23 protein-coding genes are annotated in these 19,382 nt (G+C 40.7%); 14 read left to right on the top strand and 9 right to left on the bottom strand.

Annotated features, from left to right (window positions below; all coding sequences use genetic code 11):
• The first annotated feature begins 120 nt into the window (after positions 1 to 120).
• Positions 121 to 273, top strand: a complete 153-nt coding sequence (locus AC1MCB_RS10290) for a hypothetical protein (protein ID WP_479968666.1) — start codon at positions 121 to 123, stop codon at positions 271 to 273.
• A 20-nt stretch (positions 274 to 293) separates the two neighbouring features.
• Here AC1MCB_RS10290 and AC1MCB_RS10285 read toward each other — a convergent pair whose 3' ends face one another.
• The 3 genes from AC1MCB_RS10285 to AC1MCB_RS10275 form a co-directional block, all read right to left on the bottom strand.
• Positions 294 to 2,567 (bottom strand): ATP-dependent helicase, encoded by a 2,274-nt coding sequence (locus AC1MCB_RS10285; RefSeq protein ID WP_479968665.1) that lies wholly within the window; start codon positions 2,565 to 2,567, stop codon positions 294 to 296.
• A gap of 86 nt (positions 2,568 to 2,653) precedes the next feature.
• Positions 2,654 to 4,093 (bottom strand): tetratricopeptide repeat protein, encoded by a 1,440-nt coding sequence (locus AC1MCB_RS10280; RefSeq protein ID WP_479968664.1) that lies wholly within the window; start codon positions 4,091 to 4,093, stop codon positions 2,654 to 2,656.
• Between the two features lie 103 nt (positions 4,094 to 4,196).
• Positions 4,197 to 4,601, bottom strand: coding sequence for a hypothetical protein (locus AC1MCB_RS10275; protein ID WP_479968663.1), 405 nt, complete (start codon positions 4,599 to 4,601; stop codon positions 4,197 to 4,199).
• 154 nt (positions 4,602 to 4,755) lie between these two features.
• Between AC1MCB_RS10275 and AC1MCB_RS10270 the strand changes: the two genes are divergently transcribed.
• From AC1MCB_RS10270 to AC1MCB_RS10230, 9 genes are all read left to right on the top strand, one after another.
• Positions 4,756 to 4,893, top strand: coding sequence for a hypothetical protein (locus AC1MCB_RS10270; RefSeq protein ID WP_479968662.1), 138 nt, complete (start codon positions 4,756 to 4,758; stop codon positions 4,891 to 4,893).
• Between the two features lie 48 nt (positions 4,894 to 4,941).
• Positions 4,942 to 5,079, top strand: a complete 138-nt coding sequence (locus AC1MCB_RS10265) for a hypothetical protein (protein WP_479968661.1) — start codon at positions 4,942 to 4,944, stop codon at positions 5,077 to 5,079.
• A 48-nt stretch (positions 5,080 to 5,127) separates the two neighbouring features.
• Entirely contained in the window at positions 5,128 to 5,265 is a 138-nt protein-coding gene (locus tag AC1MCB_RS10260; protein ID WP_479968660.1) for a hypothetical protein, read from the top strand.
• 50 nt (positions 5,266 to 5,315) lie between these two features.
• On the top strand, positions 5,316 to 5,453 hold the full coding sequence (locus AC1MCB_RS10255; RefSeq protein ID WP_479968659.1) for a hypothetical protein: 138 nt from the start codon (positions 5,316 to 5,318) through the stop codon (positions 5,451 to 5,453).
• Positions 5,454 to 5,501: 48 nt separating this feature from the next.
• The gene (locus tag AC1MCB_RS10250) at positions 5,502 to 5,639 is read left to right on the top strand and encodes a hypothetical protein (protein WP_479968658.1); all 138 of its coding nucleotides are present in this window, start codon (positions 5,502 to 5,504) and stop codon (positions 5,637 to 5,639) included.
• Positions 5,640 to 5,689: 50 nt separating this feature from the next.
• On the top strand, positions 5,690 to 5,827 hold the full coding sequence (locus AC1MCB_RS10245) for a hypothetical protein (protein ID WP_479968657.1): 138 nt from the start codon (positions 5,690 to 5,692) through the stop codon (positions 5,825 to 5,827).
• A 51-nt stretch (positions 5,828 to 5,878) separates the two neighbouring features.
• A complete protein-coding gene (locus AC1MCB_RS10240) occupies positions 5,879 to 6,082 on the top strand; it encodes a hypothetical protein (RefSeq protein WP_479968656.1) in 204 nt (67 codons plus the stop codon).
• Positions 6,083 to 6,554: 472 nt separating this feature from the next.
• Complete coding sequence (locus AC1MCB_RS10235; protein WP_479968655.1) at positions 6,555 to 7,925, top strand: dipeptidase; 1,371 nt, start codon at positions 6,555 to 6,557, stop codon at positions 7,923 to 7,925.
• Positions 7,926 to 8,094: 169 nt separating this feature from the next.
• Entirely contained in the window at positions 8,095 to 8,841 is a 747-nt protein-coding gene (locus AC1MCB_RS10230) for a glycoside hydrolase family 25 protein (RefSeq protein WP_479968654.1), read from the top strand.
• A gap of 49 nt (positions 8,842 to 8,890) precedes the next feature.
• Here the strand turns inward: AC1MCB_RS10230 and AC1MCB_RS10225 are convergent, their stop codons facing one another.
• Entirely contained in the window at positions 8,891 to 9,988 is a 1,098-nt protein-coding gene (locus AC1MCB_RS10225; RefSeq protein ID WP_479968653.1) for a mandelate racemase/muconate lactonizing enzyme family protein, read from the bottom strand.
• 74 nt (positions 9,989 to 10,062) lie between these two features.
• Between AC1MCB_RS10225 and AC1MCB_RS10220 the strand changes: the two genes are divergently transcribed.
• Positions 10,063 to 12,075, top strand: a complete 2,013-nt coding sequence (locus AC1MCB_RS10220; RefSeq protein ID WP_479968652.1) for a thioredoxin domain-containing protein — start codon at positions 10,063 to 10,065, stop codon at positions 12,073 to 12,075.
• A 71-nt stretch (positions 12,076 to 12,146) separates the two neighbouring features.
• Positions 12,147 to 12,644: an FKBP-type peptidyl-prolyl cis-trans isomerase gene (locus AC1MCB_RS10215; RefSeq protein WP_479968651.1), complete on the top strand. Its 498-nt coding sequence runs from the start codon at positions 12,147 to 12,149 to the stop codon at positions 12,642 to 12,644.
• A gap of 280 nt (positions 12,645 to 12,924) precedes the next feature.
• Here AC1MCB_RS10215 and AC1MCB_RS10210 read toward each other — a convergent pair whose 3' ends face one another.
• Positions 12,925 to 14,553 carry an ABC-F family ATP-binding cassette domain-containing protein gene (locus tag AC1MCB_RS10210; RefSeq protein ID WP_479968650.1) on the bottom strand — a complete coding sequence of 543 codons (1,629 nt, stop codon included), beginning with the start codon at positions 14,551 to 14,553 and terminating at the stop codon, positions 12,925 to 12,927.
• Between the two features lie 97 nt (positions 14,554 to 14,650).
• On the opposite strand from AC1MCB_RS10210, the gene AC1MCB_RS10205 reads away from it, so the two are divergent.
• Together AC1MCB_RS10205 and AC1MCB_RS10200 are read left to right on the top strand one after the other, a co-directional pair.
• A complete protein-coding gene (locus tag AC1MCB_RS10205; protein WP_479968649.1) occupies positions 14,651 to 15,205 on the top strand; it encodes a hypothetical protein in 555 nt (184 codons plus the stop codon).
• A 282-nt stretch (positions 15,206 to 15,487) separates the two neighbouring features.
• Positions 15,488 to 15,940 (top strand): 3-oxoacyl-ACP synthase, encoded by a 453-nt coding sequence (locus AC1MCB_RS10200; RefSeq protein ID WP_479968648.1) that lies wholly within the window; start codon positions 15,488 to 15,490, stop codon positions 15,938 to 15,940.
• A gap of 12 nt (positions 15,941 to 15,952) precedes the next feature.
• Here the strand turns inward: AC1MCB_RS10200 and rluF are convergent, their stop codons facing one another.
• The 4 genes from rluF to AC1MCB_RS10180 form a co-directional block, all read right to left on the bottom strand.
• Entirely contained in the window at positions 15,953 to 16,711 is a 759-nt protein-coding gene (rluF, locus tag AC1MCB_RS10195) for a 23S rRNA pseudouridine(2604) synthase RluF (protein WP_479968647.1), read from the bottom strand.
• A 26-nt stretch (positions 16,712 to 16,737) separates the two neighbouring features.
• On the bottom strand, positions 16,738 to 17,625 hold the full coding sequence (locus AC1MCB_RS10190; RefSeq protein ID WP_479968646.1) for an alpha/beta hydrolase family protein: 888 nt from the start codon (positions 17,623 to 17,625) through the stop codon (positions 16,738 to 16,740).
• Between the two features lie 95 nt (positions 17,626 to 17,720).
• Positions 17,721 to 18,236, bottom strand: a complete 516-nt coding sequence (locus tag AC1MCB_RS10185) for a DUF2911 domain-containing protein (RefSeq protein WP_479968645.1) — start codon at positions 18,234 to 18,236, stop codon at positions 17,721 to 17,723.
• Positions 18,237 to 18,312: 76 nt separating this feature from the next.
• Entirely contained in the window at positions 18,313 to 19,212 is a 900-nt protein-coding gene (locus AC1MCB_RS10180; protein ID WP_479968644.1) for a polysaccharide deacetylase family protein, read from the bottom strand.
• Positions 19,213 to 19,382: the final 170 nt, after the last annotated feature.

Genomic DNA, 19,382 nt, shown 5'->3' with positions numbered 1-19,382 from the left:
GATTTCCAAGTGGATATATATTATGGGCAATTTTTTTTCAGGCGATTATAGGCAATGATTCAAATTTTCAGTAAATTTATTTAAGTAAGGTATTGTTTAACAGGTTTTTAACTCCGTAATATGGCACACTTACACTTCCCGCATTTCCCTAATTTTTCACACATTTCGAAGAAAGTTGTATACTACATCATTGCGCTCATTCCGGCTTCGCTTATTGTATATACAATATTTAGAATTATCGAAAACATCCTCACAGGAAAATTCACCTGGTAGCGTTGTATAAAAATCTGTGATTAGGAATTCACAATTCTAAGTTTGGCAAACTTTAGCAGGAGTTGTTTCTGACCTAGATCTTTAAAAAAGATGGTGGCCTTAATATCCGGTTTATTGCCTTCCATATTTATGACTTTCCCAAAGCCAAATCGCTCGTGTTCAACTTCCATACCTACCTGTAATTTAGAAGTATCACTTGGCGCAAAGCCTTCAGTAGGGACGTGGGCCTTAGGAAGAATGGAGGTGGTTCTGGGTGCAGTTGCTGGCTTAGGTTTGCTAAAGGTTTCTTTCTGTTGCCAGGCTGACCGTTCGTTATCAAAAAATGGGTTGCCCGAAATCTTCTCTTTGGGCTTAAAATCAAGTTCCAGATATTGGGCATCAATCTCATCAAGAAAGCGACTCGGCTCACAACTGGTTAGAGTACCCCAACGATAGCGGGAGGTCGCATAGGAGAGGGTAAGCTTTTTACCGGCCCGTGTTGTCGCTACATAAAAAAGGCGTCGCTCTTCCTCAAGGTCTGTGCGGGAATTCAAAGACATTTGAGAGGGAAATAAATTCTCCTCCAAACCTACTACAAACACGTTGTCAAATTCAAGACCTTTTGCCGAGTGGATGGTCATCAACGAAACAGTGTCAGCATTCGGATTTTTGTCGTTGTCATCATTTGTAAGCAAAGCGACATCCTGCATAAAAATATCGAGTCCCCGCTCTTCAATGTCTTCCCTTTCGCTGAACTCTTTTATACCGTTCAAAAGCTCCTGTATATTCTCGTATCTGCTTAACCCTTCAACAGATTTATCCGCATAAAGATCTTTTAGAAGCGTGGAATGTTGCGCTATATGTAAAGCCGTATCATAAGCTGAGTGGGTTTTTGCCATCACTTGGAAGCTTTGAATCAGTGTAGCAAAGATACTTACCGCACCTGCAGTCCTGGAATCAAGATATTTATTGGCCTCACAAATGATATCCCATATAGTCAAGTTATGTTGGTCAGCCGCGATGATTATCCGTTCTAACGATGTATCGCCAATTCCCCTGCGTGGATAATTGATTACTCTTTTTATGGCCTCTTCATCGTTTGGATTGAAGGTTAATCGGAAGTAGGCAATCAGATCCTTAATCTCTTTGCGCTGGTAGAAGGAGAGTCCACCATATATCTTATACGGCACATTCAGCTTCCTCAAAGCCTCTTCCATTGCTCTTGACTGAGCATTGGTACGATATAAGATCGCGAAGTCATGGAAATCCGAACCCTTATTCGCTCTTTCCTGAGCAATTGCCTCGGCTACTATTTTCCCTTCTTCATTATCACTGAATGCTCTTAAAACCTTAATCTTATCGCCAGTTTCATTCTCCGAAAAGACATTCTTCTGAAGCTGATTTTTATTATTGGCGATAATGCTGTTGGCTACATTTACAATATTCTGAGTTGACCGGTAGTTCTGCTCCAGTTTAAAGACCTTCAAATCGGGGTAGTCTTTTTCGAAATTTAGTATGTTTTGAATATTTGCGCCCCTGAAGGCATAAATACTCTGAGCATCATCTCCAACTACACAGATATTTTCATTGATTGCAGCCAGTCGTTTCACAATCAGGTACTGCGAAAAATTGGTGTCCTGGTACTCATCAACCATCAGAAACTTGAACTTATTCTGATACTTGTAAAGCACGTCTGCATGCTCCCTTAACAAGACATTCGTTTTGAACAGTAAGTCGTCAAAGTCCATGGCGCCAGCCTTAAAGCAGCGCTGTGCATAAACCTGGTATATTTCGCCTAGCTTTCCACGACCCGTTGAAAAGTCTTCAGCCTGTATATGTTCGTTTTGCAAGTATTCGGCAGGAGAGATCAGGTTGTTCTTAGCAGTTGATATCCGGTTATAAACGAAGTTGGCGTTGTACAACTTGTCATCAAGCTGTTGTTCTTTTAAGATAGCTCTTATAAGACTTTTACTATCATCAGTATCATAGATCGTAAAATTTGATGGATAGCCTATTTTGGTCGCTTCGACCCGTAAGATTTTAGCGAACACGGAATGGAAGGTTCCCATCCAGATGTTCTTTGCCTCGGCACCCACAACTTTGGTAATACGTTCCCGCATTTCCTTGGCTGCTTTATTGGTGAACGTAAGAACGAGAATATTAAATGGATCAACCCCTTTTTCTATCAGGTATGCTACCCTGCAGGTGATCACCCTCGTCTTACCTGAACCCGCACCGGCAACAATCATCACTGGTCCTTCGGTCTGTCTCACTGCCGCTTGCTGCGAAGGATTTAATCCCTGTAAATAATTCAAAATCCGCTCCTTTTTTTGGCTGCTAAATTAAGAAAGAGATTTGAGAAGGGGCAGTATAGTTTTCAACGAGTTGAAATTACAGGTATTTACGAGTGAAGGCTATGCTTTTCGTTATTATTTAAAGTTTCGTTAATATTCAGAATCTTATTATCAATATCCTCAGCGCAAACCTGCAGTTGCTCGATTAACTCTTCGTGCTCAATCAATTTTTCAGATTCCAAAATTAACAGCCCTTTTATAGTGGCAACCGGACTACGGATCTGATGCGACAGGTGAGACGAGTACTCAGAAAGCTTGTTGTTCTTAATTTTCAAGTCTTTAGTACGTTCATCAATAATTTCTTCAAGACTATGATTGATCCTGTCAAGATCCTCTTTCTGTTGAAGAACTTCCTGGTTAAGCCTCAACAGTTGCTTATTGGTTTTAGCCGACTTTCTATTATTCCTGATAAGAAGGAAGATAGCAAAAATGGCAAGTGCGGCCACTGCGCTGCTGGCCCAAAATAATGTCTTTGTATATTTTTGCTCTAATATGATCCGGTCATTCTCAAGCTGTTTAGCTTGTTGCCGGTATTGTTTATCCCTTAACGTAAGTTTTACTGACTCGTTGTTCTTATAAGTAAGACTGTCCTCAGTGTATATCTGCTTAAGATATCCTAGTGCTGCCTTGTAATTCTTTTTTCGGTTTTCAAGCTCGAATAGAGTAAAGGTATAATCGTATTCGAGGCGAGTATCGTTAATCAACTTAGAATAAGTGATCCCCTCATCGATAGATTCGTGTGCAGCATCATAATTTCCGATGGCTATATATACGGATGATAGGGTTAGATTACTTGCTGCCACTACAAAGTTTAAATCATTACCCTTGGCCTTTTGTATAGCCTGTTTCAAATATTTCTCTGATTCCTTTAAGCGGCTCAATTTATAATAGGTAACGCCAATGTTTTGCATGCACTGAGTAAGACCTGTGGAGTTATCAATCTCAGTAAAATACTTGATGCTTTTCTGGTAGCTGGCGAGTGCCTGGGTATAGAGTTGCTTCTTTTGAAAGACGGTCCCAATATTTAAATTTAGCCCTGCTATTAAGTCCTTAATATTTAGCTCTTGCGCTACTTCAAGAGATTTATGAAAGTATTCGAGACTTCTATCAAAATCAACATTCCTGTATAAGTTGCCGATGTTATTATAGACTTTCGCTTCACCATCTCTATTTCCAATTTTTTGAAAATAACTCAAAGAGTTTAGAAACGATTCGATTGCACTTTCGTTCTTATTCTGGTATGATTTAGCGATCCCAATCACTCGGTATGATTCGGCTATCCCATTCAGGTACTTAGCCTGTCGCGATAACTTTAGTGCTTTCAGACCATACGACAGGGTTTGATTTGGATCGGTTAACCGATTTTCATAGCCCAATTGATTTAATTTAATGATCTCTAAAGTATCAACCTTTGGAGAAGCTGAATTCTGAGAATAGGCTAAATTATTAAGATATAATAAAAATATTATAAATACTAGAAACCTCATTAAGACATCACTTTTAAAATGTTGTTGTAAGGTTACGTATTATGACTGAATTTGCCAAAAAGGTGAATCGTTATTGTTTAAAGTATAAGAAGAGTGTAATTTTCTATTTCTTCCATTCGATCAGGCCATATTTGTCTTCTATCTTTTTGAAAAGTTTTCCTGAACGCCGGCTTAAAATTGAAGCTACAGATGACCGTGTACTAGTCTCTTCGGCTAACCCCGGAATTCGTCTAATAATTTCCGCTACGATTTCATTTGTGGTCATAAACCTTTGCGACTCGTGCAGTATTCGAGTGATTTTCTTTGACCAGGGCAGGAGTTCAAATGATTGATTTGTTTCGCTGAAAACTGAATTGGTTAGCGGGTCGCTAGTATATTTCGTTAAGAATGTTTCATGCTCCGCTAACTCCTGTAGAAGTGGGTTAATAATGTCATTGAGTTCATTGACGCGGTTTTTTATCGCATTAATTAGTAACTGTAACTGTTTGTCTGTTAACTTAATTGACATATATTGCTAACCAAATATAAGTGATTTATATACAGGTTAACAAAAAATAAAAATAATTCTTGTATATGTAGTTAATCTTATATATTTGGTTAACAAAATTGTCAGGTTATTAAACCATAAATAAATATTATAAACCTAAAGACACAAAGGAAACATGAAAAAAGTTCTACTAGCAGTAATTGCAGTTGTCATGATTGGAATGACTTCCTGCAAAAAAGAAGAAGGTGCGCAGCCGCAAACTGATAATGCAGCAAAAGTATTGAATAAGAAAGATACTAGTCAATGGGACTAATTAATCTGAAATAAAGAATAAATAAATAAACCCTCTCAAGAACAAAACATGAAAAAAGTACTATTTGCTGTAATCGCTATGGCGGTTATAGGTATTACCTCCTGCAAAAAAGAAGAAGTAGCACAGCCACAAACTGAAACTGCTACAAAAGTATTGAATAAGAAAGATACTAGCCAGTGGGACTAATTCGGTCCGGAACAAATCTCAACTAATTAAACTCTCTCAAAAACAGACATGAAAAAAGTACTATTTGCTGTAATCGCTATGGCGGTTATAGGTATTACCTCCTGCAAAAAAGAAGAAATCGCACACCCACAAACTGAAAATGCTACAAAAGTATTGAACAAGAAAGATACTAGCCAGTGGGACTAATTCGGTCCGGAACAAATCTCAACTAAATAAACCCTCTCAATAAACAGAACATGAAAAAAGTACTATTTGCTGTAATCGCTATGGCAGTTATAGGTATGACTTCCTGCAAAAAAGAAGAAGTAGCACAGCCACAAACTGAAACTGCTACAAAAGTATTGAATAAGAAAGATACTAGCCAGTGGGACTAAGTCGGTCCGGAACAAATCTCAACTAATTAAACTCTCTCAAAAACAGACATGAAAAAAGTACTATTTGCTGTAATCGCTATGGCGGTTATAGGTATGACCTCCTGCAAAAAAGAAGAAGTCGCACAGCCACAAACTGAAAATACTACAAAAGTATTGAATAAGAAAGATACTAGTCAGTGGGACTAATTCTGTCCGAAACAAATCTCAACTAAATAAACCCTCTCAATAAAAGGAAAATGAAAAAAGTACTATTAGCAGTAATCGTAATGTCGGTTTTAGGAATCACTTCCTGCAAAAAGGAAGAAAGTGCTCAACCGGATTCAAATAACACAGGGAAAGTATTAAATAAAAAGGACACAAGTCAGTGGGACTAATAAACGCCCTCCACTAACAAAAATTAAGTTAAACGCCTCAAGCTCCTTATAATGAAAAAAAATGCAATCGCTTTAGTAGCATTCGCAGCTTTAAGTTCCATTTCCCTGGGATTTACATATGTTGGTAATAGCACTGCCGATCCTCAAGTGAACATTGCTGTTACTGCAGATCAACACTTGAATAATTTGGATTACCTTCCAAATTTCAACCCTTCTCCTGATAGAGATAGTAAAAGTTTATCAAGCTGGGATTAAGCATTTAACAGTTAGATCTTTCTAATTCCTCGGGTAATTTATGCCTGTTCTGAAGTACTGGATACTTTTAGGGTAGTGGATATTGACCGAAAAAAGGTGGGATTGATATGCTGTGACCGGCTGGTCTTTGACAAGATTTTTACTAATACTGATTAAAATACTTTTCAGTCGGGAGTGGGGAATTAATGTGCTTCGGTAGCCACAGGAAGTATATGCCGCATACTGTTTCTGCAATACCTTTGATTTTTTTGGCGTTATGTCAAAGGTTTTATTGTGGGAACTACTTTGAATTTATTTATACATGCATTTTTAGAATTATTGTTCTTAAAATGCGTGGTAGAAATGAATTGCCTGTTAATAGATTTATATATTTGCTTGAAACATTGAAACACTCATGTCCCTCCGAATCGTTAACGTTCGAAGGCACAGGAAGGCTTCATTATCATTAGTTCACAATTCATATTGAGGAAAAATGCAAGAGATAAAAGAATATGTAGATGCTAATAAGCAGCGCTTTTTAGACGAACTTTTTGAGTTATTAAGGTTTCCATCGGTTAGCGCTGATCCGAAATACAAAGATGATGTTCTAAAAACTGCTGACTACGTTGCGGGTAAGTTGAAAGAGGCTGGCGCAGATAAGGTAGAGGTCTGTCAAACCGCAGGTTATCCTATTGTATACGGTGAGAAGATGGTCGATCCTGCTAAGCCAACTATTCTGGTCTATGGACACTATGATGTTCAACCACCAGATCCATTAGAGTTATGGAAAACCCCGCCGTTTGAACCAACCATTCGCGACGGTAAAATATTTGCAAGAGGTGCATGTGATGATAAAGGTCAGTTTTATATGCATGTTAAGGCATTTGAACTGATGATCAAAACCAACACTTTACCATGTAACGTTAAGTTCATGATCGAAGGGGAGGAGGAAGTAGGATCAAATAACCTCGGGATTTTCGTAACAGAGAACAAAGAGCGCTTGCAGGCAGACGTGGTATTAATTTCTGATACTTCTATGATCAGTTTAGAGCATCCATCCCTGGAAACCGGTCTGAGGGGTTTGTCCTATCTTGAAGTAGAGGTAACAGGTCCAAACCGCGATCTGCACTCCGGTGTTTATGGGGGAGCAGTGGCTAATCCGGCCACTGTATTAGCCAAGCTGATTGCTTCTTTGCATGATGAAAACAATCATATTCAGATTCCAGGTTTTTACGATGATGTTCTTGCCCTAAGCCAGGCTGAGCGCGACGATCTGAACAAAGCCCCATACGACGAACAGGAGTATAAGGACGATTTGGGTGTGGAGGAATTATGGGGCGAAAAGGGCTATTCCACTCTTGAACGTACAGGTACCCGCCCCACCCTTGAAGTCAATGGTATCTGGGGAGGATACATTGGAGAAGGCGCTAAAACGGTACTTCCTTCAAAAGCAAACGCCAAAATTTCCATGCGCCTGGTGCCTAACCAGCAATCTGATAAGATCACGAAGTTGTTTACTGATCATTTCGCGAAAATTGCCCCTAAATATGTAAAGGTGAAAGTTACGCCTCATCATGGTGGCGAGCCTGTGGTAACGCCTACCGATAGCGTTGCATATAAGGCGGCTCAAAAAGCTATTGCCGAATCTTTTGGAAAAGACCCAATTCCAACAAGGGGTGGAGGCAGTATTCCAATAGTTGCTTTGTTTGAAAAAGAATTAGGTATTAAAACTGTTTTGATGGGCTTTGGTCTCGACAGCGATAACCTGCATTCACCCAATGAAAAATATGACATTGCTAATTTCTATAAAGGCATCGAGACCATTCCATTGTTTCACAAATACTTTGCTGAATTAAGTAAATAATCATTTTCTTAAACACCATACAACAGACCTGCTGATTTAAACGGCAGGTCTTTCTACAATTATACTTCTGGCCAAGACTTCTACTATCCCCCGAAAAACTGTAAGAATCAAAAAAAAGAAAAAGCCAGTCCGCTATTTCTCATGGTGGTGGCTTAGCCTTCCCCTGCTTTTGTTCATCCCTTTTTACTATGGTGCAATTTATTCCAGGTCGGTCGCTGCAGTTCAATGGATGCTGAGCCCATTTGGGGATAACGAGTATCCACACTATGACTCCTATAATATCCGGATCCCTAAAGGCTTCGAGATACATGGCATTGATGTCAGCTGGTATCAGGGCCAAATAAACTGGAAGAAAATAGCCGAAATGGAAGACAATGATGTTAATATCCGCTTTTCATTTATTAAAGCAACCGAAGGGGTGCTGTTAGCTGACCGTAAATTTCAACGTAACTGGAACGAATCGAAGAAGGTCGGTATCATTCGTGGCGCCTATCACTATTTTAAACCAAATAAATCTGGTTACTGGCAAGCCCGCTTCTTTTTGCAAACGGTTAATTTTGAAGAAGGGGATATGCTGCCTGTACTTGATCTGGAGGAACGTGGGACAGAAACCAGAGCTGAATTTCAAGAGAATGTAATGAAGTTTTTAAGGGAGGTTGAGAAGGAAGTTGGCGTAAAGCCGATCATTTACACAGGGTATAAATTCTATGAGGACAATCTTGCTGGTGACTTTGACAGTTACCCACTTTGGATCGCTCACTATTATCGTTCCAAACTAAGGCCACTCTCCCGGCAGATGAAGTGGAATTTTTGGCAACACTCAGACAAGGCTCGGGTAAACGGAATACAGCACAAAGTTGACATGAACGTATTTAACGGAGATCTCGGTGAACTAGATGATTTTCGGATTAAGTGATAGCCCGCTTAATTCTCATTTCTCAAATCTAAAGTCTCAATACTCATAATCAGATACTCCACATTTCACAATCCTTCAAAAAGTTTTCGTTGGCATCCGCACCTATACCCGGCATATCCGCAAGTTCGAGGTGAAAGCCGTTGTATCGAACACCACTGGTAGCCGGATCTGCCAGGTGCCCCAGCATGCAGGTGTCCATATCAAAAAATTGCACATTACTGCAGCTGTACACGAAATGTAACTTTGCGGTTAGTGCAATCCGGCTTTCGAGCATACCACCCATCATACACGGAATGCCCGCCTTCTGTGCAACTTCATGGATCTTTAGCGCTTCGTTAATGCCGCCGGACTTTGAAAATTTGATATTAATGTAATCGCAGGAACCAGTGCTGATCAGCTTTCTGGCGTCATGGTGATCATAACAACTTTCATCCGCCATAATTTTAACCGGAGAAAGCATACGCAATTCCGGCAACCTGTCGTCAAACCAGCTTCTCATCGGCTGTTCACAGAATTGAATATTCAAATCTCCCATTCCCGTCAGCGCTTCAGCGGCCTCATCAAAGGTCCAACCCTGGTTAGCATCAATACGCAGAATCATTTCCCGACCTGTAATTTTGCGGATGCCTTCCATTATGGCAATGTCTTTTAAAACATCCTTTCCCAGCTTAACCTTGATCATTGTTGCTCCCTGGTCCTTTAAGTCTGCCGCCGTTTTAACCATCTCATCAATGGCTCCAATGCCAATGGTGATGTCAGTCTCCACTTCCTTCTTTGTACCTCCCAAATATTTATATAACGGCTGGTTCGCATTTTTTGCAGCGATGTCATACAGTGCCATATCAAAGGCACTTTTTATGGTTGTGTTGCCGGCCGTAAAGTTGTGCAGGTCAGTTAACCTTGCTTCCAGTTCTAATGGATCCTTACCCTTCCAAAGCGCTGCAAATTCTTTGGCCATTACCAGGCAGGTATCTTGAGTTTCTCCTACGATCATCGGAAATGCAGAACATTCGCCAACTCCATAAATTCCTGAGTCGGTGTGCACCCGGATAAAAACATTTTGCGCAAAATTCATGGTACCTGTGGCAATAGCAAAGGGCTCCATAGGAATACTGAATCGATAGATATCTGTGTGCGTAATCTTCATGTGCTGGATAAAAGTTTAAATCTAGCAAAATTTCAAGCCCTCATATTTTTAACTTTACATTGAACACTACGAATATGCCAAACAAACTCGCCCGCGAAACCTCGCCGTACCTTTTACAACACGCTTATAATCCGGTGGAATGGTTCCCATGGGGCAAGGAAGCTTTGGATAAAGCCATGAATGAGAACAAGCTGATTCTGGTAAGTATTGGCTACTCCGCTTGTCACTGGTGTCATGTGATGGAACATGAAAGCTTTGAAGACGGACAGGTTGCCGAGATTATGAACCGTCACTTTGTGTGTATCAAGATCGATCGGGAGGAAAGACCGGATATTGATCAGATATACATGAATGCCGTTCAGTTAATGACCGAAAGAGGGGGGTGGCCGCTTAACTGTTTTTGTTTACCTGACCAGCGTCCGGTTTACGGTGGGACGTATTTTCCTAAAAAAGACTGGATAAACTTGTTACTCAATCTCTCAGAATTTTGGCGCGAAAAGCCTGCCGAAGCAGTTCAGTATGCTGAAAAGCTCACTGAAGGCATCAGACAAAGCGAGCAGTTAATACGCAACACCGAGGCAGCAGAATTTTCAAGGGAGCACTTAACCGAGATGTTCGAAGTTTGGAAACGCTCTTTCGATATGTCGGAAGGAGGGTATAACCGTGCTCCCAAGTTTCCACTACCCAATAACTGGCTATTTATGCTGCGCTATGCTCATCTGATGAACGACCAGTCTGCTCGCATTGTTGCTAAGTTGACCCTGGAGAAGATGGCTAAGGGCGGTATATACGATCAGATTGGTGGGGGCTTTGCACGCTATTCGGTCGACGGCCAATGGCATGTCCCGCATTTTGAGAAAATGCTTTACGATAACTCACAGCTAGTTTCACTGTATTCGGAAGCCTATCAGTTCGATCCGGAAGACCTCTATAAAAAAGTAGTGTATCAGACGCTGGAGTTTATTAAGCGAGAGATGACATCGCCCGACGGCGGATTTTACTCGGCTTTAGATGCTGATAGTGAAGGCGTAGAAGGAAAATTCTATACTTATACTCGGGATGAACTTCGTAAGATACTGGGTAAAGATGAAGAATTATTTAGTATATATTATCATGTTACCGAGGATGGCAATTGGGAGGAGGAGCAAACGAATATATTCCTGAGGAAAATCGATGACGCAGACCTGGCAACAAAACTCGGACTCAACGAAAAGGAACTCATAGAGAAGATTTCATCAGCGAATCAGCGCATACTCGATCATCGTTCCAAAAGAGTTCGGCCGGGCCTTGACAACAAGATTCTCGCTTCCTGGAATGGCATGATGCTGAAAGCGTATGCGGATGCTTACCGGGTTTTTAAAGAGCCTGAATTCTTGAAAATCGCAGAGACTAACGCTGAATTTTTGCTCCGCAGTATGGTGAGTGACAATGAGCTTATTCGGGTTTATCAAGGGCCGTCCAGAAAGAAAGCCGATTATGAAACAGCATTTTTAGATGATTACGCATTTGTAACAGAGGGTTTGATCTCATTATACGAAGCGACTTTTGATGAGAAATGGCTCTTTCAGGCACGCTTGTTTACTGATCATACTATTGATCATTTTTTTGACGATGAAAGCGGAATGTTCTTTTACACAAGCAATAAAGGAGAAGAATTAATTGCTCGCAAACAGGAGATCTTTGATAATGTGATGCCATCGTCCAACTCGGCTATGGCCAATAACCTTCTTAAATTAGGCCACTTTTTTGATGATAACAGCTACCTGGATAAGGCCTCGCAGATGCTTAAGAATGTTCTGCCGTTTATGAAATCATATGGTTCAGGATATTCCAACTGGGCGATATTGCTATTAAACGAAGTATTTGGAATATATGAGATCGCCATTTCGGGCCCTGAGGCAGAAGAGAAAAGGGCTGAACTGGAAAAATATTATATTCCCAATAAAATTCTTTTGGGCGGTAAAGCAGGAAGTTTACCTTTGCTGACTGATAAATGGAGTGAGGAAACCAGGATATTTGTCTGTCAAAACAGAACTTGCCAAATGCCTGTTGAACATGTAACCGATGCACTAAAACAAATTACTTAACCTGGGTTTGAAGCAGAACCATTCAACTTATGCATCGCTATTCTGCTCTCTTACTTAATAATATTTTAAAGATGAATATTCAACCGAACAGCGTGGTAGCGCTAACTTACGATCTGTACACGAATAAAGATGGCGAAGAAGTATTCGTTGAAAAAGCGGATGAAAGCAACCCGCTGGTATTTTTATACGGCGTGGGCATGATGTTGCCAAAGTTTGAAGAAAACCTGGTAGGTTTAAATGCTGGCGATACCTATGATTTCCACTTGGTGGCCGGAGATGCTTATGGTCATAAAGACGATAAGGCAGTTGCTGAATTGCCGATTGACATGTTTAAAGACATGGAGCATCCGCAAATTGATTCTTTCATTCCTTTACAGGATAATGAAGGCAATCAATTTAAAGCGCGTGTAGCCGAAATTTCTGACAACGCTGTAACTGTAGATCTTAACCACCCTATGGCCGGCCAGGATCTGCATTTTATTGGGAAAATAATGGAAGTACGTGAAGCCACTGCTGATGAGCTATCTCATGGCCACGCTCACGGAATAGATGGCCACGCAGGCCATTGATGATGAATGTAGCTATTTTGGCCAGGTCTGGTTCGTACCTTGTTCGTGTCTTGCCGCTAAATTAGTGGCAAGACCCGAGCAAGGTACCTTCCTCTTGCATATTTAGTCTCGTCCAAAGAAGGTAGGAACGGAAGAGCAGGGGGCGCAGAACTGAACAAGTGAGCTTTTAATCCTAGTTTAGTTTGACAGGACCATCAGGCTAAGAAAAGGCGTTATAAACTAAAAAAGCCGTCGCGAAATTATTTCGCGACGGCTTTTTAATAATTATGTTGTGATATCCTTAAGCCATTGAGTACAATTCTTCACGCTGCTGTTTAACCACATCACTATTGATATATTCGTCGTAGGTCATTAGTTTATCGATGATTCCGCCTGGAGTAAGTTCTACAATGCGGTTCGCTACAGTTTCTGTTAGCTCATGGTCACGTGAAGTGAACAGAATTACACCTTTGAAATCTTTCATGCCGTTGTTTAATGCAGTAATTGATTCCAGATCAAGGTGGTTGGTTGGCTCATCAAACATGAGCATGTTCGCTTGTTGAAGCATCATACGCGAAAACATACAACGCATTTTTTCTCCTCCGGAGAGTACCGATGATTTTTTCAGTACTTCTTCACCTGAGAATAGCATACGGCCTAAAAAGCTCCTTACGAACTGCTCGTCTTTGTCACCTTCAGAATACTCGCGTAACCAGTCAATCAGGTTCTCATTCTTGCCTTCAAAGTAGGCAGAGTTATCATTGGGGATATCAGCCACATTGATCGTTACACCCCATTTGAACGTGCCGCTGTAATCGGGGTCTCTCCCTGAAAGGATATCATAGAATGCGGTAGTAGCTAAACTATTCTCTGATAAAATTGCAATTTTATCTCCTTTATTAACCATCAGGTTGATCCCAGAGAATAAAACTTCTCCGTTTAATTCTTTCTTCAGGTTCTCGATCTGCAGGATTTGATCCCCTGCATCCCGAGTAAAGTTATTGAACAGAATAGCCGGATACTTTCGGTTAGACGGCTGAATGTCTTCGATATTAATTTTATCCAGCGCCTTTTTACGACTGGTTGCTTGTTTTGATTTGGACGCATTGGCTGAAAAACGACGGATAAATTCCTGAAGTTCTTTCACCCTGTCTTCCAGTTTCTTATTCTGATCTGATCGCTGACGGGATGCTAACTGGCTTGATTCATACCAGAAAGAATAGTTACCCGTGTAAATATTCATCTTACTAAAGTCGATATCCACAACGTGAGTACAAACCGTATCTAAAAAGTGCCTGTCGTGAGATACAACCAAAATTATTCCTTCATAACTAGCAAGAAAATCTTCCAGCCAGGCAATAGTTTGAATATCCAAATCGTTGGTAGGCTCATCCAGCAGCAGGATATCCGGTTTGCCGAATAAGGCTTGTGCGAGTAAAACCCGAACTTTTTGAGTGTTGTCCAGCTCTTTTAAAAGTTTGAAGTGGAACTCCTCCTTAATGCCCAGATTGCTGAGCATGGTAGCAGCATTGTTTTCAGCGTTCCATCCATCCATTTCAGCAAAGAGGTTTTCCAATTCTCCGGCTCGTTCGCCGTCTTTGTCGGTGAAATCTTCTTTAGCATACAGCGCATCTTTCTCTTTCATGATCGAAAAAAGCTCCTTATGCCCCATCATTACCGTTTCAATAACCGGAAATTCATCAAAGGCATAATGATTCTGAGTCAAAACCGCCATACGTTCGCCCGGCGTAAAAGACACCGAGCCGCTTGATGGATCTATTTCTTTAGAGAGTATTTTCAAGAACGTTGACTTACCGGCGCCGTTTGCACCGATTATCCCGTAGCAATTGCCCTGGATAAATTTTAAGTTTACGTCCTCAAACAGAGTTCTTTTTCCGTAACGGAGAGATAGATTGGATACTGTAATCATGCTTAATAAAATGAGGTGCAAAAGTACGGATTTTCAGGTAGATACGGAAGCTTTTTGAGGATTTGACAATTTGCAAACTAAACTGGGATAATGGAATATGGATAGACCGGCACTGCTGGAGGAGCTTTCGCGAACGCTGGTTAAAGCTAAAGTTGCGAGCTTATCAGCGATACTATCCAAATCGGACCTTCCTATCTCAGATTTAATCGATCTGACTTTTTATCCGCAAAAGGAAGTTGCTTTCCGTGCTGCCTGGATTCTGGAACATTTGGCATTGAGTGACCTGGATGGTTTTCAGCCTTATGTTGTTGAATTTCTGGTCCGTTACCCAAAGCAAGCAAATCAAAGTTGTCGCAGGCATTTTACAAAAATACTAGCTTCTTTGACTCGTACCGGCCACTCAAAGCAACTACGGATCTCCGAACATTATATGCTGGATGACGTAGTGGAAAGTACTTTTGAATGGCTTATTAATCCTAAGACACCTGTTGCCGTCAAGGTTTACTGCATGGAGGCGTTATTTAATTTGCGCTCTCACTTTCCATGGATCAGGGAGGAACTTGAAGCAGAGATTGTTTTTCTTCTACACGATGGCAAGGCCGCACTGCAAAGCAGGGGGAGAGCAATCCTTAAAAAATTGAGGATGTGTTAGATCCTAAAAGCAAAAGCGTTAGAATATGGACAATGAAATAGCGGAGATCGATAAAATCTTACACCATACTCTTGTAAAATTAATGGCACAGATTGGAAGAAGAAACAGAATATGGTCATATCCTTCCGATTCGAGTGTTAGCAGTAAGCCCTGACGAGGAAAAATGTTAAATTCGTGAATGTCCGGCGAAAGTTAGAAAGTTTGGGCATACCAATCTTACATTTCGTTGATGTTATGGCTTTTAAATCCGATAACATCATATTAAAAAACAGTTATTATACAATGAGTGATATTAAAACAAGGCTATACAACCTATGCATCTCTTACGCAGATGAGCGTATTGAAACAGCCACAGAGGCGATTAAAGTAGCCCGCGATTCGTCAACAGATGATACAAAAAGCAGTGCAGGCGATAAATACGAAACAGGCAGGGCAATGATGCAGCAGGATATAGACCGTCAAACCCTTCAATTGGGAGAAGCCCAAAAGTTAAGGACTTTTCTAGAGCGGATGGAACCCGAGAATACAAGTGATACGGTGCAGAACGGCAGCCTTGCTTTTACTAACCATGGGATCTTTTACCTGGCTATCAGCATTGGGCAGGTAGATCTTGATGGCGACAAATATTTTGTCATTTCCTCAGCATCTCCCATAGGTGCGCAATTAATCAAGCAAAAGGCTGGAGCTAAATTTAGTTTCAATGGTAAAAATTACGAGATAAAATCGATTAAGTAACTTTAGCCTTTCCTATTCAGAGAAGTCGCTTAACGAGGCTTCTTCAGTTTTTACAGAATCAGATACAAGTTCATTGATATAATCGATTTCATGTGCAGTTAGATATCGCCATTGTCCCGCATTAAGGCCATCCAGGTTAACGTTCATAATGCGGACTCGTTTTAATCTAACCACATGATAACCCAGAACTTCGCACATTCGCCTGATCTGGCGGTTAAGACCCTGGGTTAGAATTATTCTAAAACGTTGTTTGTTTTCCTGGTTGACTTTACATTTTTTGGTAATGGTGTTCAAAATGGGTACCCCGTTGGCCATTTTTCTTATGAATTCCCGGGATATCGGTTTATCAACCGTAACCAGGTATTCTTTTTCATGATTATTGCCTCCGCGTAAGATCTTGTTTACAATGTCGCCATCACTGGTTAAAAATATTAAACCTTCAGAGGGCTTGTCCAGCCGGCCGATAGGGAAGATTCTTTCCGGATGTTTTATGAAATCAATGATATTCCCTTTGATATGTCGCTCGGTTGTGCATGTTATACCCACAGGTTTATTAAAAGCGATATAAATCGGATCTTTTTTATCGTTTAGTGGTTTGCCATCTATCAGCACCTCGTCGCCGTCCGTTACCTTGGTTCCAACTTCTGGCTTGAGCCCGTTTAATGTTACTCTTCCTTGTTCAATCAGTTTATCGGCCTCCCGCCTTGAGCAAAAACCGGTTTCACTGATATATTTATTCAGTCGGGTTTGTTTTATTTCAGATGCGGACATTTATAGATTTCAGATAGGATTTATCATTAAAGATTTTGATCAAGCCAGTTTTTTAGTTCGGTACATAAGGCAATTCGCCGGTTAGTAAAGGCGTGATCAGTATCCCATATTTTGTACGTTAGGTTCTTTTTCTTTATATACTTAGCAAGGTACTCATTGTTTTTATGTTCGTCGATTACCAACACTGGTTTTTCAGTAACGGCCACCATCTTTTCTATATTGTAATCATCCACATGGATTACCATTTCTTTTAGATACGCCTCTGCATTGGTGTTTAACATGCCTAAAGTTAGAATGTATTCCCTTAACTCAAGCAAATGGCCTGCGGCACTTTCCCCTTGCAAAACAGTGTATGGATTGAAAACAGATATGCCCGCAATAGCTTTTATGTTCTTACTATTTATGCCATTTATAAGGGCCACCCCCGCGCCCATACTATGGCCAACCAATGCAATTCTCGCCGTATCAATTTTCAATCGTTCGTGGTTCAACGAATCAGTAATATATTTGATAACGGCCTCTGTGTCATCCAAACTGTTAGGGAAACTATATTTACCTTCGGAACCCCAACTACCACGGTAATCAAAATAGACTATGTTATAGCCGCCTCTGCGCAAGTTTTGAGCTATATCCAGATTGCGCTCGTTTCCCGGCATGCCATGTAATAATACTGCGGTGGGATGGGGACCAATCCCATTAGCGGTATAGGCAAAACCGTATAGAGTTGATCCTGAAGATGGAATTTGCAGTTCTATTATTCCCGCCGGTGAGATTGAATCAGGCTTTTCATCCTGCGTAAAGAAATCTTTGCCGTCAGGTTTATCAGTAGCCAGAGAGGTTTGGTTTTTACAAGAGTAGAGAAAAAGAGAGGTGCTGATAGAGAGGATTATACAAATCAGGTAAGGTTTCTGCATACTTCATTTTTTCGTAAAGTAAACAAAATCCTTAAAATTAAACTGCATAAAAAAAGCCCAGACTAGTCTGAGCTTTTATAAATTTTTACGTGGTTTTATTTTACCTGGAAATCAACTTGGGTATCACCCCATAGTAAAGAAACCTGACCGTTTTTAGTGATATTAAAGGTCATCTTCTCGGTTGTGGCCGGAGCCTTTGCCGGCTTAACATCAACCCGAAGAGCGTCCTCGGTATCCTTATAAACAGTTCCCCATTGTTTCCATGTTTTGTTAAAGATAATAGTCCACTTATCTGCACCAGGAATGGTGTACAGGCTATATTTTCCAGCAGGAAGGGATTTGCCTTCTATTTGCACAGCTTTATCAGTTTCAAATACGGTAGCTTCATTAGCGCCTGTACGCCAAACTTCCCCGAAGGTGGCAATTTCTTTTCCGATAGTACGGCCTTTCACTGAAGGCTGGCTGTAGTCGATGGAAATGGTTGCACCGGATGAGATGGTTTCTGAAACCTTTGCAGGCGGACTAGGCCTTTTACTTTTATCCTGCTGCGCGGCAGCGTTTAACGTTGAAAACATTCCGGCAATCAGTGTAAGAATTAAAATCTTCTTCATCTTATTAAGTTTTTTTTGAACTAATGAATTTACAGAATAATGATAACAGAAACTATACCATTCAGTTTCAATGTTGTTACTTACCGTCAAAACTGTTTACAATGCTATTGTGTAAAGTTCGGGGGCTCCAGTAACCACTGGCTATGATTCTTCTGATGGTGAACAACGGGTCTTTTTCATCACGTTTTTCAGCCAGTACAAAAGCACCGTCAAAGCCACGTTTTTTAAGCTCGGGAATTGCTTCCGGGTTCCATAAACCGAATGGATAAGCAAAGTATTTGATGTCTTTTCCGGTGATTTCTTCTAATGTCTTGGTTGGCTTCTCTATTTGGGTAACCCAATCTTCGCCCTTGTATTTTTTAACGTTATGATGATCCCAGGTGTGAGAGCCAATTACGTGACCATTATCCGATAGGGTCTTTACCTGGTCTCTGCTCATATAATTTGGACGGCCAAGTGAAACGGTCATGATAAAGAAGACCCCTTTGAAACCGTACTTTTTCATTTCTTCCCGGGCTACGGTGTACTGATCAATAACCGTATCATCATAGGTTAGCATGATCGGTTTAGATGGCAGTTTAGTGCCGTATTTCAGATAGCTTAATAGCTGATCGGGAAGAATGGTATTATAACCACTATCAGCCAGCATTTTCATTTGGGCTTTAAACTCATTTACCGGAACAATATAATCTTTGGCAGCTTTAGAATCTGTTGCTCTCCAGTTGCGGATCTGGTGATAACATAAGATTGGCACCTGCTCACGAGCTAGGATGGCAGCTGCAGAAGCCGGTGTACCTTCTGTTTTTACACCAGCTGGTTCAGCTTGCTGCGGTTTGGATTCATTGTGCTCTGTAAGGATCGAATCTTGAGTGGCCCGAGCTTCAGAAGTGGATTGACAGGAAGAGTTGAATAACAAGATGGCTGAGAGTACAGCCGGAAAGGCATGTTTTAAAGTGGTAGAAAAGTAATCTTTCATTTAAGTGTAAAGTGCTGTATTTATAGTGTAAGATGATATTATAGCGCTAAAATAGCTAATTGACGCATATGTCACAGAAAAAATAATAAGTTAAACAAGTGGTTAAATTGTTAGCTCTTAATGCGCAGATCGCGCTTCCGAATGAGATGAACTTGAACTGATTATTCCAT

The organism is Daejeonella sp. AP26, assembly GCF_056680515.1.
This window is presented reverse-complemented; position numbering and strand designations above follow the sequence as displayed.

What these genes read in the sequence shown, in the direction of transcription:
- AC1MCB_RS10290 (WP_479968666.1), top strand. Translation starts at nt 121, where the DNA reads ATGGCACACTTACACTTCCCGCATTTCCCTAATTTTTCACACATTTCG.
- AC1MCB_RS10280 (WP_479968664.1), bottom strand. Translation starts at nt 4,093, where the DNA reads ATGAGGTTTCTAGTATTTATAATATTTTTATTATATCTTAATAATTTA.
- AC1MCB_RS10275 (WP_479968663.1), bottom strand. Translation starts at nt 4,601, where the DNA reads ATGTCAATTAAGTTAACAGACAAACAGTTACAGTTACTAATTAATGCG.
- AC1MCB_RS10270 (WP_479968662.1), top strand. Translation starts at nt 4,756, where the DNA reads ATGAAAAAAGTTCTACTAGCAGTAATTGCAGTTGTCATGATTGGAATG.
- AC1MCB_RS10265 (WP_479968661.1), top strand. Translation starts at nt 4,942, where the DNA reads ATGAAAAAAGTACTATTTGCTGTAATCGCTATGGCGGTTATAGGTATT.
- AC1MCB_RS10260 (WP_479968660.1), top strand. Translation starts at nt 5,128, where the DNA reads ATGAAAAAAGTACTATTTGCTGTAATCGCTATGGCGGTTATAGGTATT.
- AC1MCB_RS10255 (WP_479968659.1), top strand. Translation starts at nt 5,316, where the DNA reads ATGAAAAAAGTACTATTTGCTGTAATCGCTATGGCAGTTATAGGTATG.
- AC1MCB_RS10250 (WP_479968658.1), top strand. Translation starts at nt 5,502, where the DNA reads ATGAAAAAAGTACTATTTGCTGTAATCGCTATGGCGGTTATAGGTATG.
- AC1MCB_RS10245 (WP_479968657.1), top strand. Translation starts at nt 5,690, where the DNA reads ATGAAAAAAGTACTATTAGCAGTAATCGTAATGTCGGTTTTAGGAATC.
- AC1MCB_RS10240 (WP_479968656.1), top strand. Translation starts at nt 5,879, where the DNA reads ATGAAAAAAAATGCAATCGCTTTAGTAGCATTCGCAGCTTTAAGTTCC.
- AC1MCB_RS10235 (WP_479968655.1), top strand. Translation starts at nt 6,555, where the DNA reads ATGCAAGAGATAAAAGAATATGTAGATGCTAATAAGCAGCGCTTTTTA.
- AC1MCB_RS10225 (WP_479968653.1), bottom strand. Translation starts at nt 9,988, where the DNA reads ATGAAGATTACGCACACAGATATCTATCGATTCAGTATTCCTATGGAG.
- AC1MCB_RS10220 (WP_479968652.1), top strand. Translation starts at nt 10,063, where the DNA reads ATGCCAAACAAACTCGCCCGCGAAACCTCGCCGTACCTTTTACAACAC.
- AC1MCB_RS10215 (WP_479968651.1), top strand. Translation starts at nt 12,147, where the DNA reads ATGAATATTCAACCGAACAGCGTGGTAGCGCTAACTTACGATCTGTAC.
- AC1MCB_RS10210 (WP_479968650.1), bottom strand. Translation starts at nt 14,553, where the DNA reads ATGATTACAGTATCCAATCTATCTCTCCGTTACGGAAAAAGAACTCTG.
- AC1MCB_RS10205 (WP_479968649.1), top strand. Translation starts at nt 14,651, where the DNA reads ATGGATAGACCGGCACTGCTGGAGGAGCTTTCGCGAACGCTGGTTAAA.
- AC1MCB_RS10200 (WP_479968648.1), top strand. Translation starts at nt 15,488, where the DNA reads ATGAGTGATATTAAAACAAGGCTATACAACCTATGCATCTCTTACGCA.
- rluF (WP_479968647.1), bottom strand. Translation starts at nt 16,711, where the DNA reads ATGTCCGCATCTGAAATAAAACAAACCCGACTGAATAAATATATCAGT.
- AC1MCB_RS10190 (WP_479968646.1), bottom strand. Translation starts at nt 17,625, where the DNA reads ATGCAGAAACCTTACCTGATTTGTATAATCCTCTCTATCAGCACCTCT.
- AC1MCB_RS10185 (WP_479968645.1), bottom strand. Translation starts at nt 18,236, where the DNA reads ATGAAGAAGATTTTAATTCTTACACTGATTGCCGGAATGTTTTCAACG.
- AC1MCB_RS10180 (WP_479968644.1), bottom strand. Translation starts at nt 19,212, where the DNA reads ATGAAAGATTACTTTTCTACCACTTTAAAACATGCCTTTCCGGCTGTA.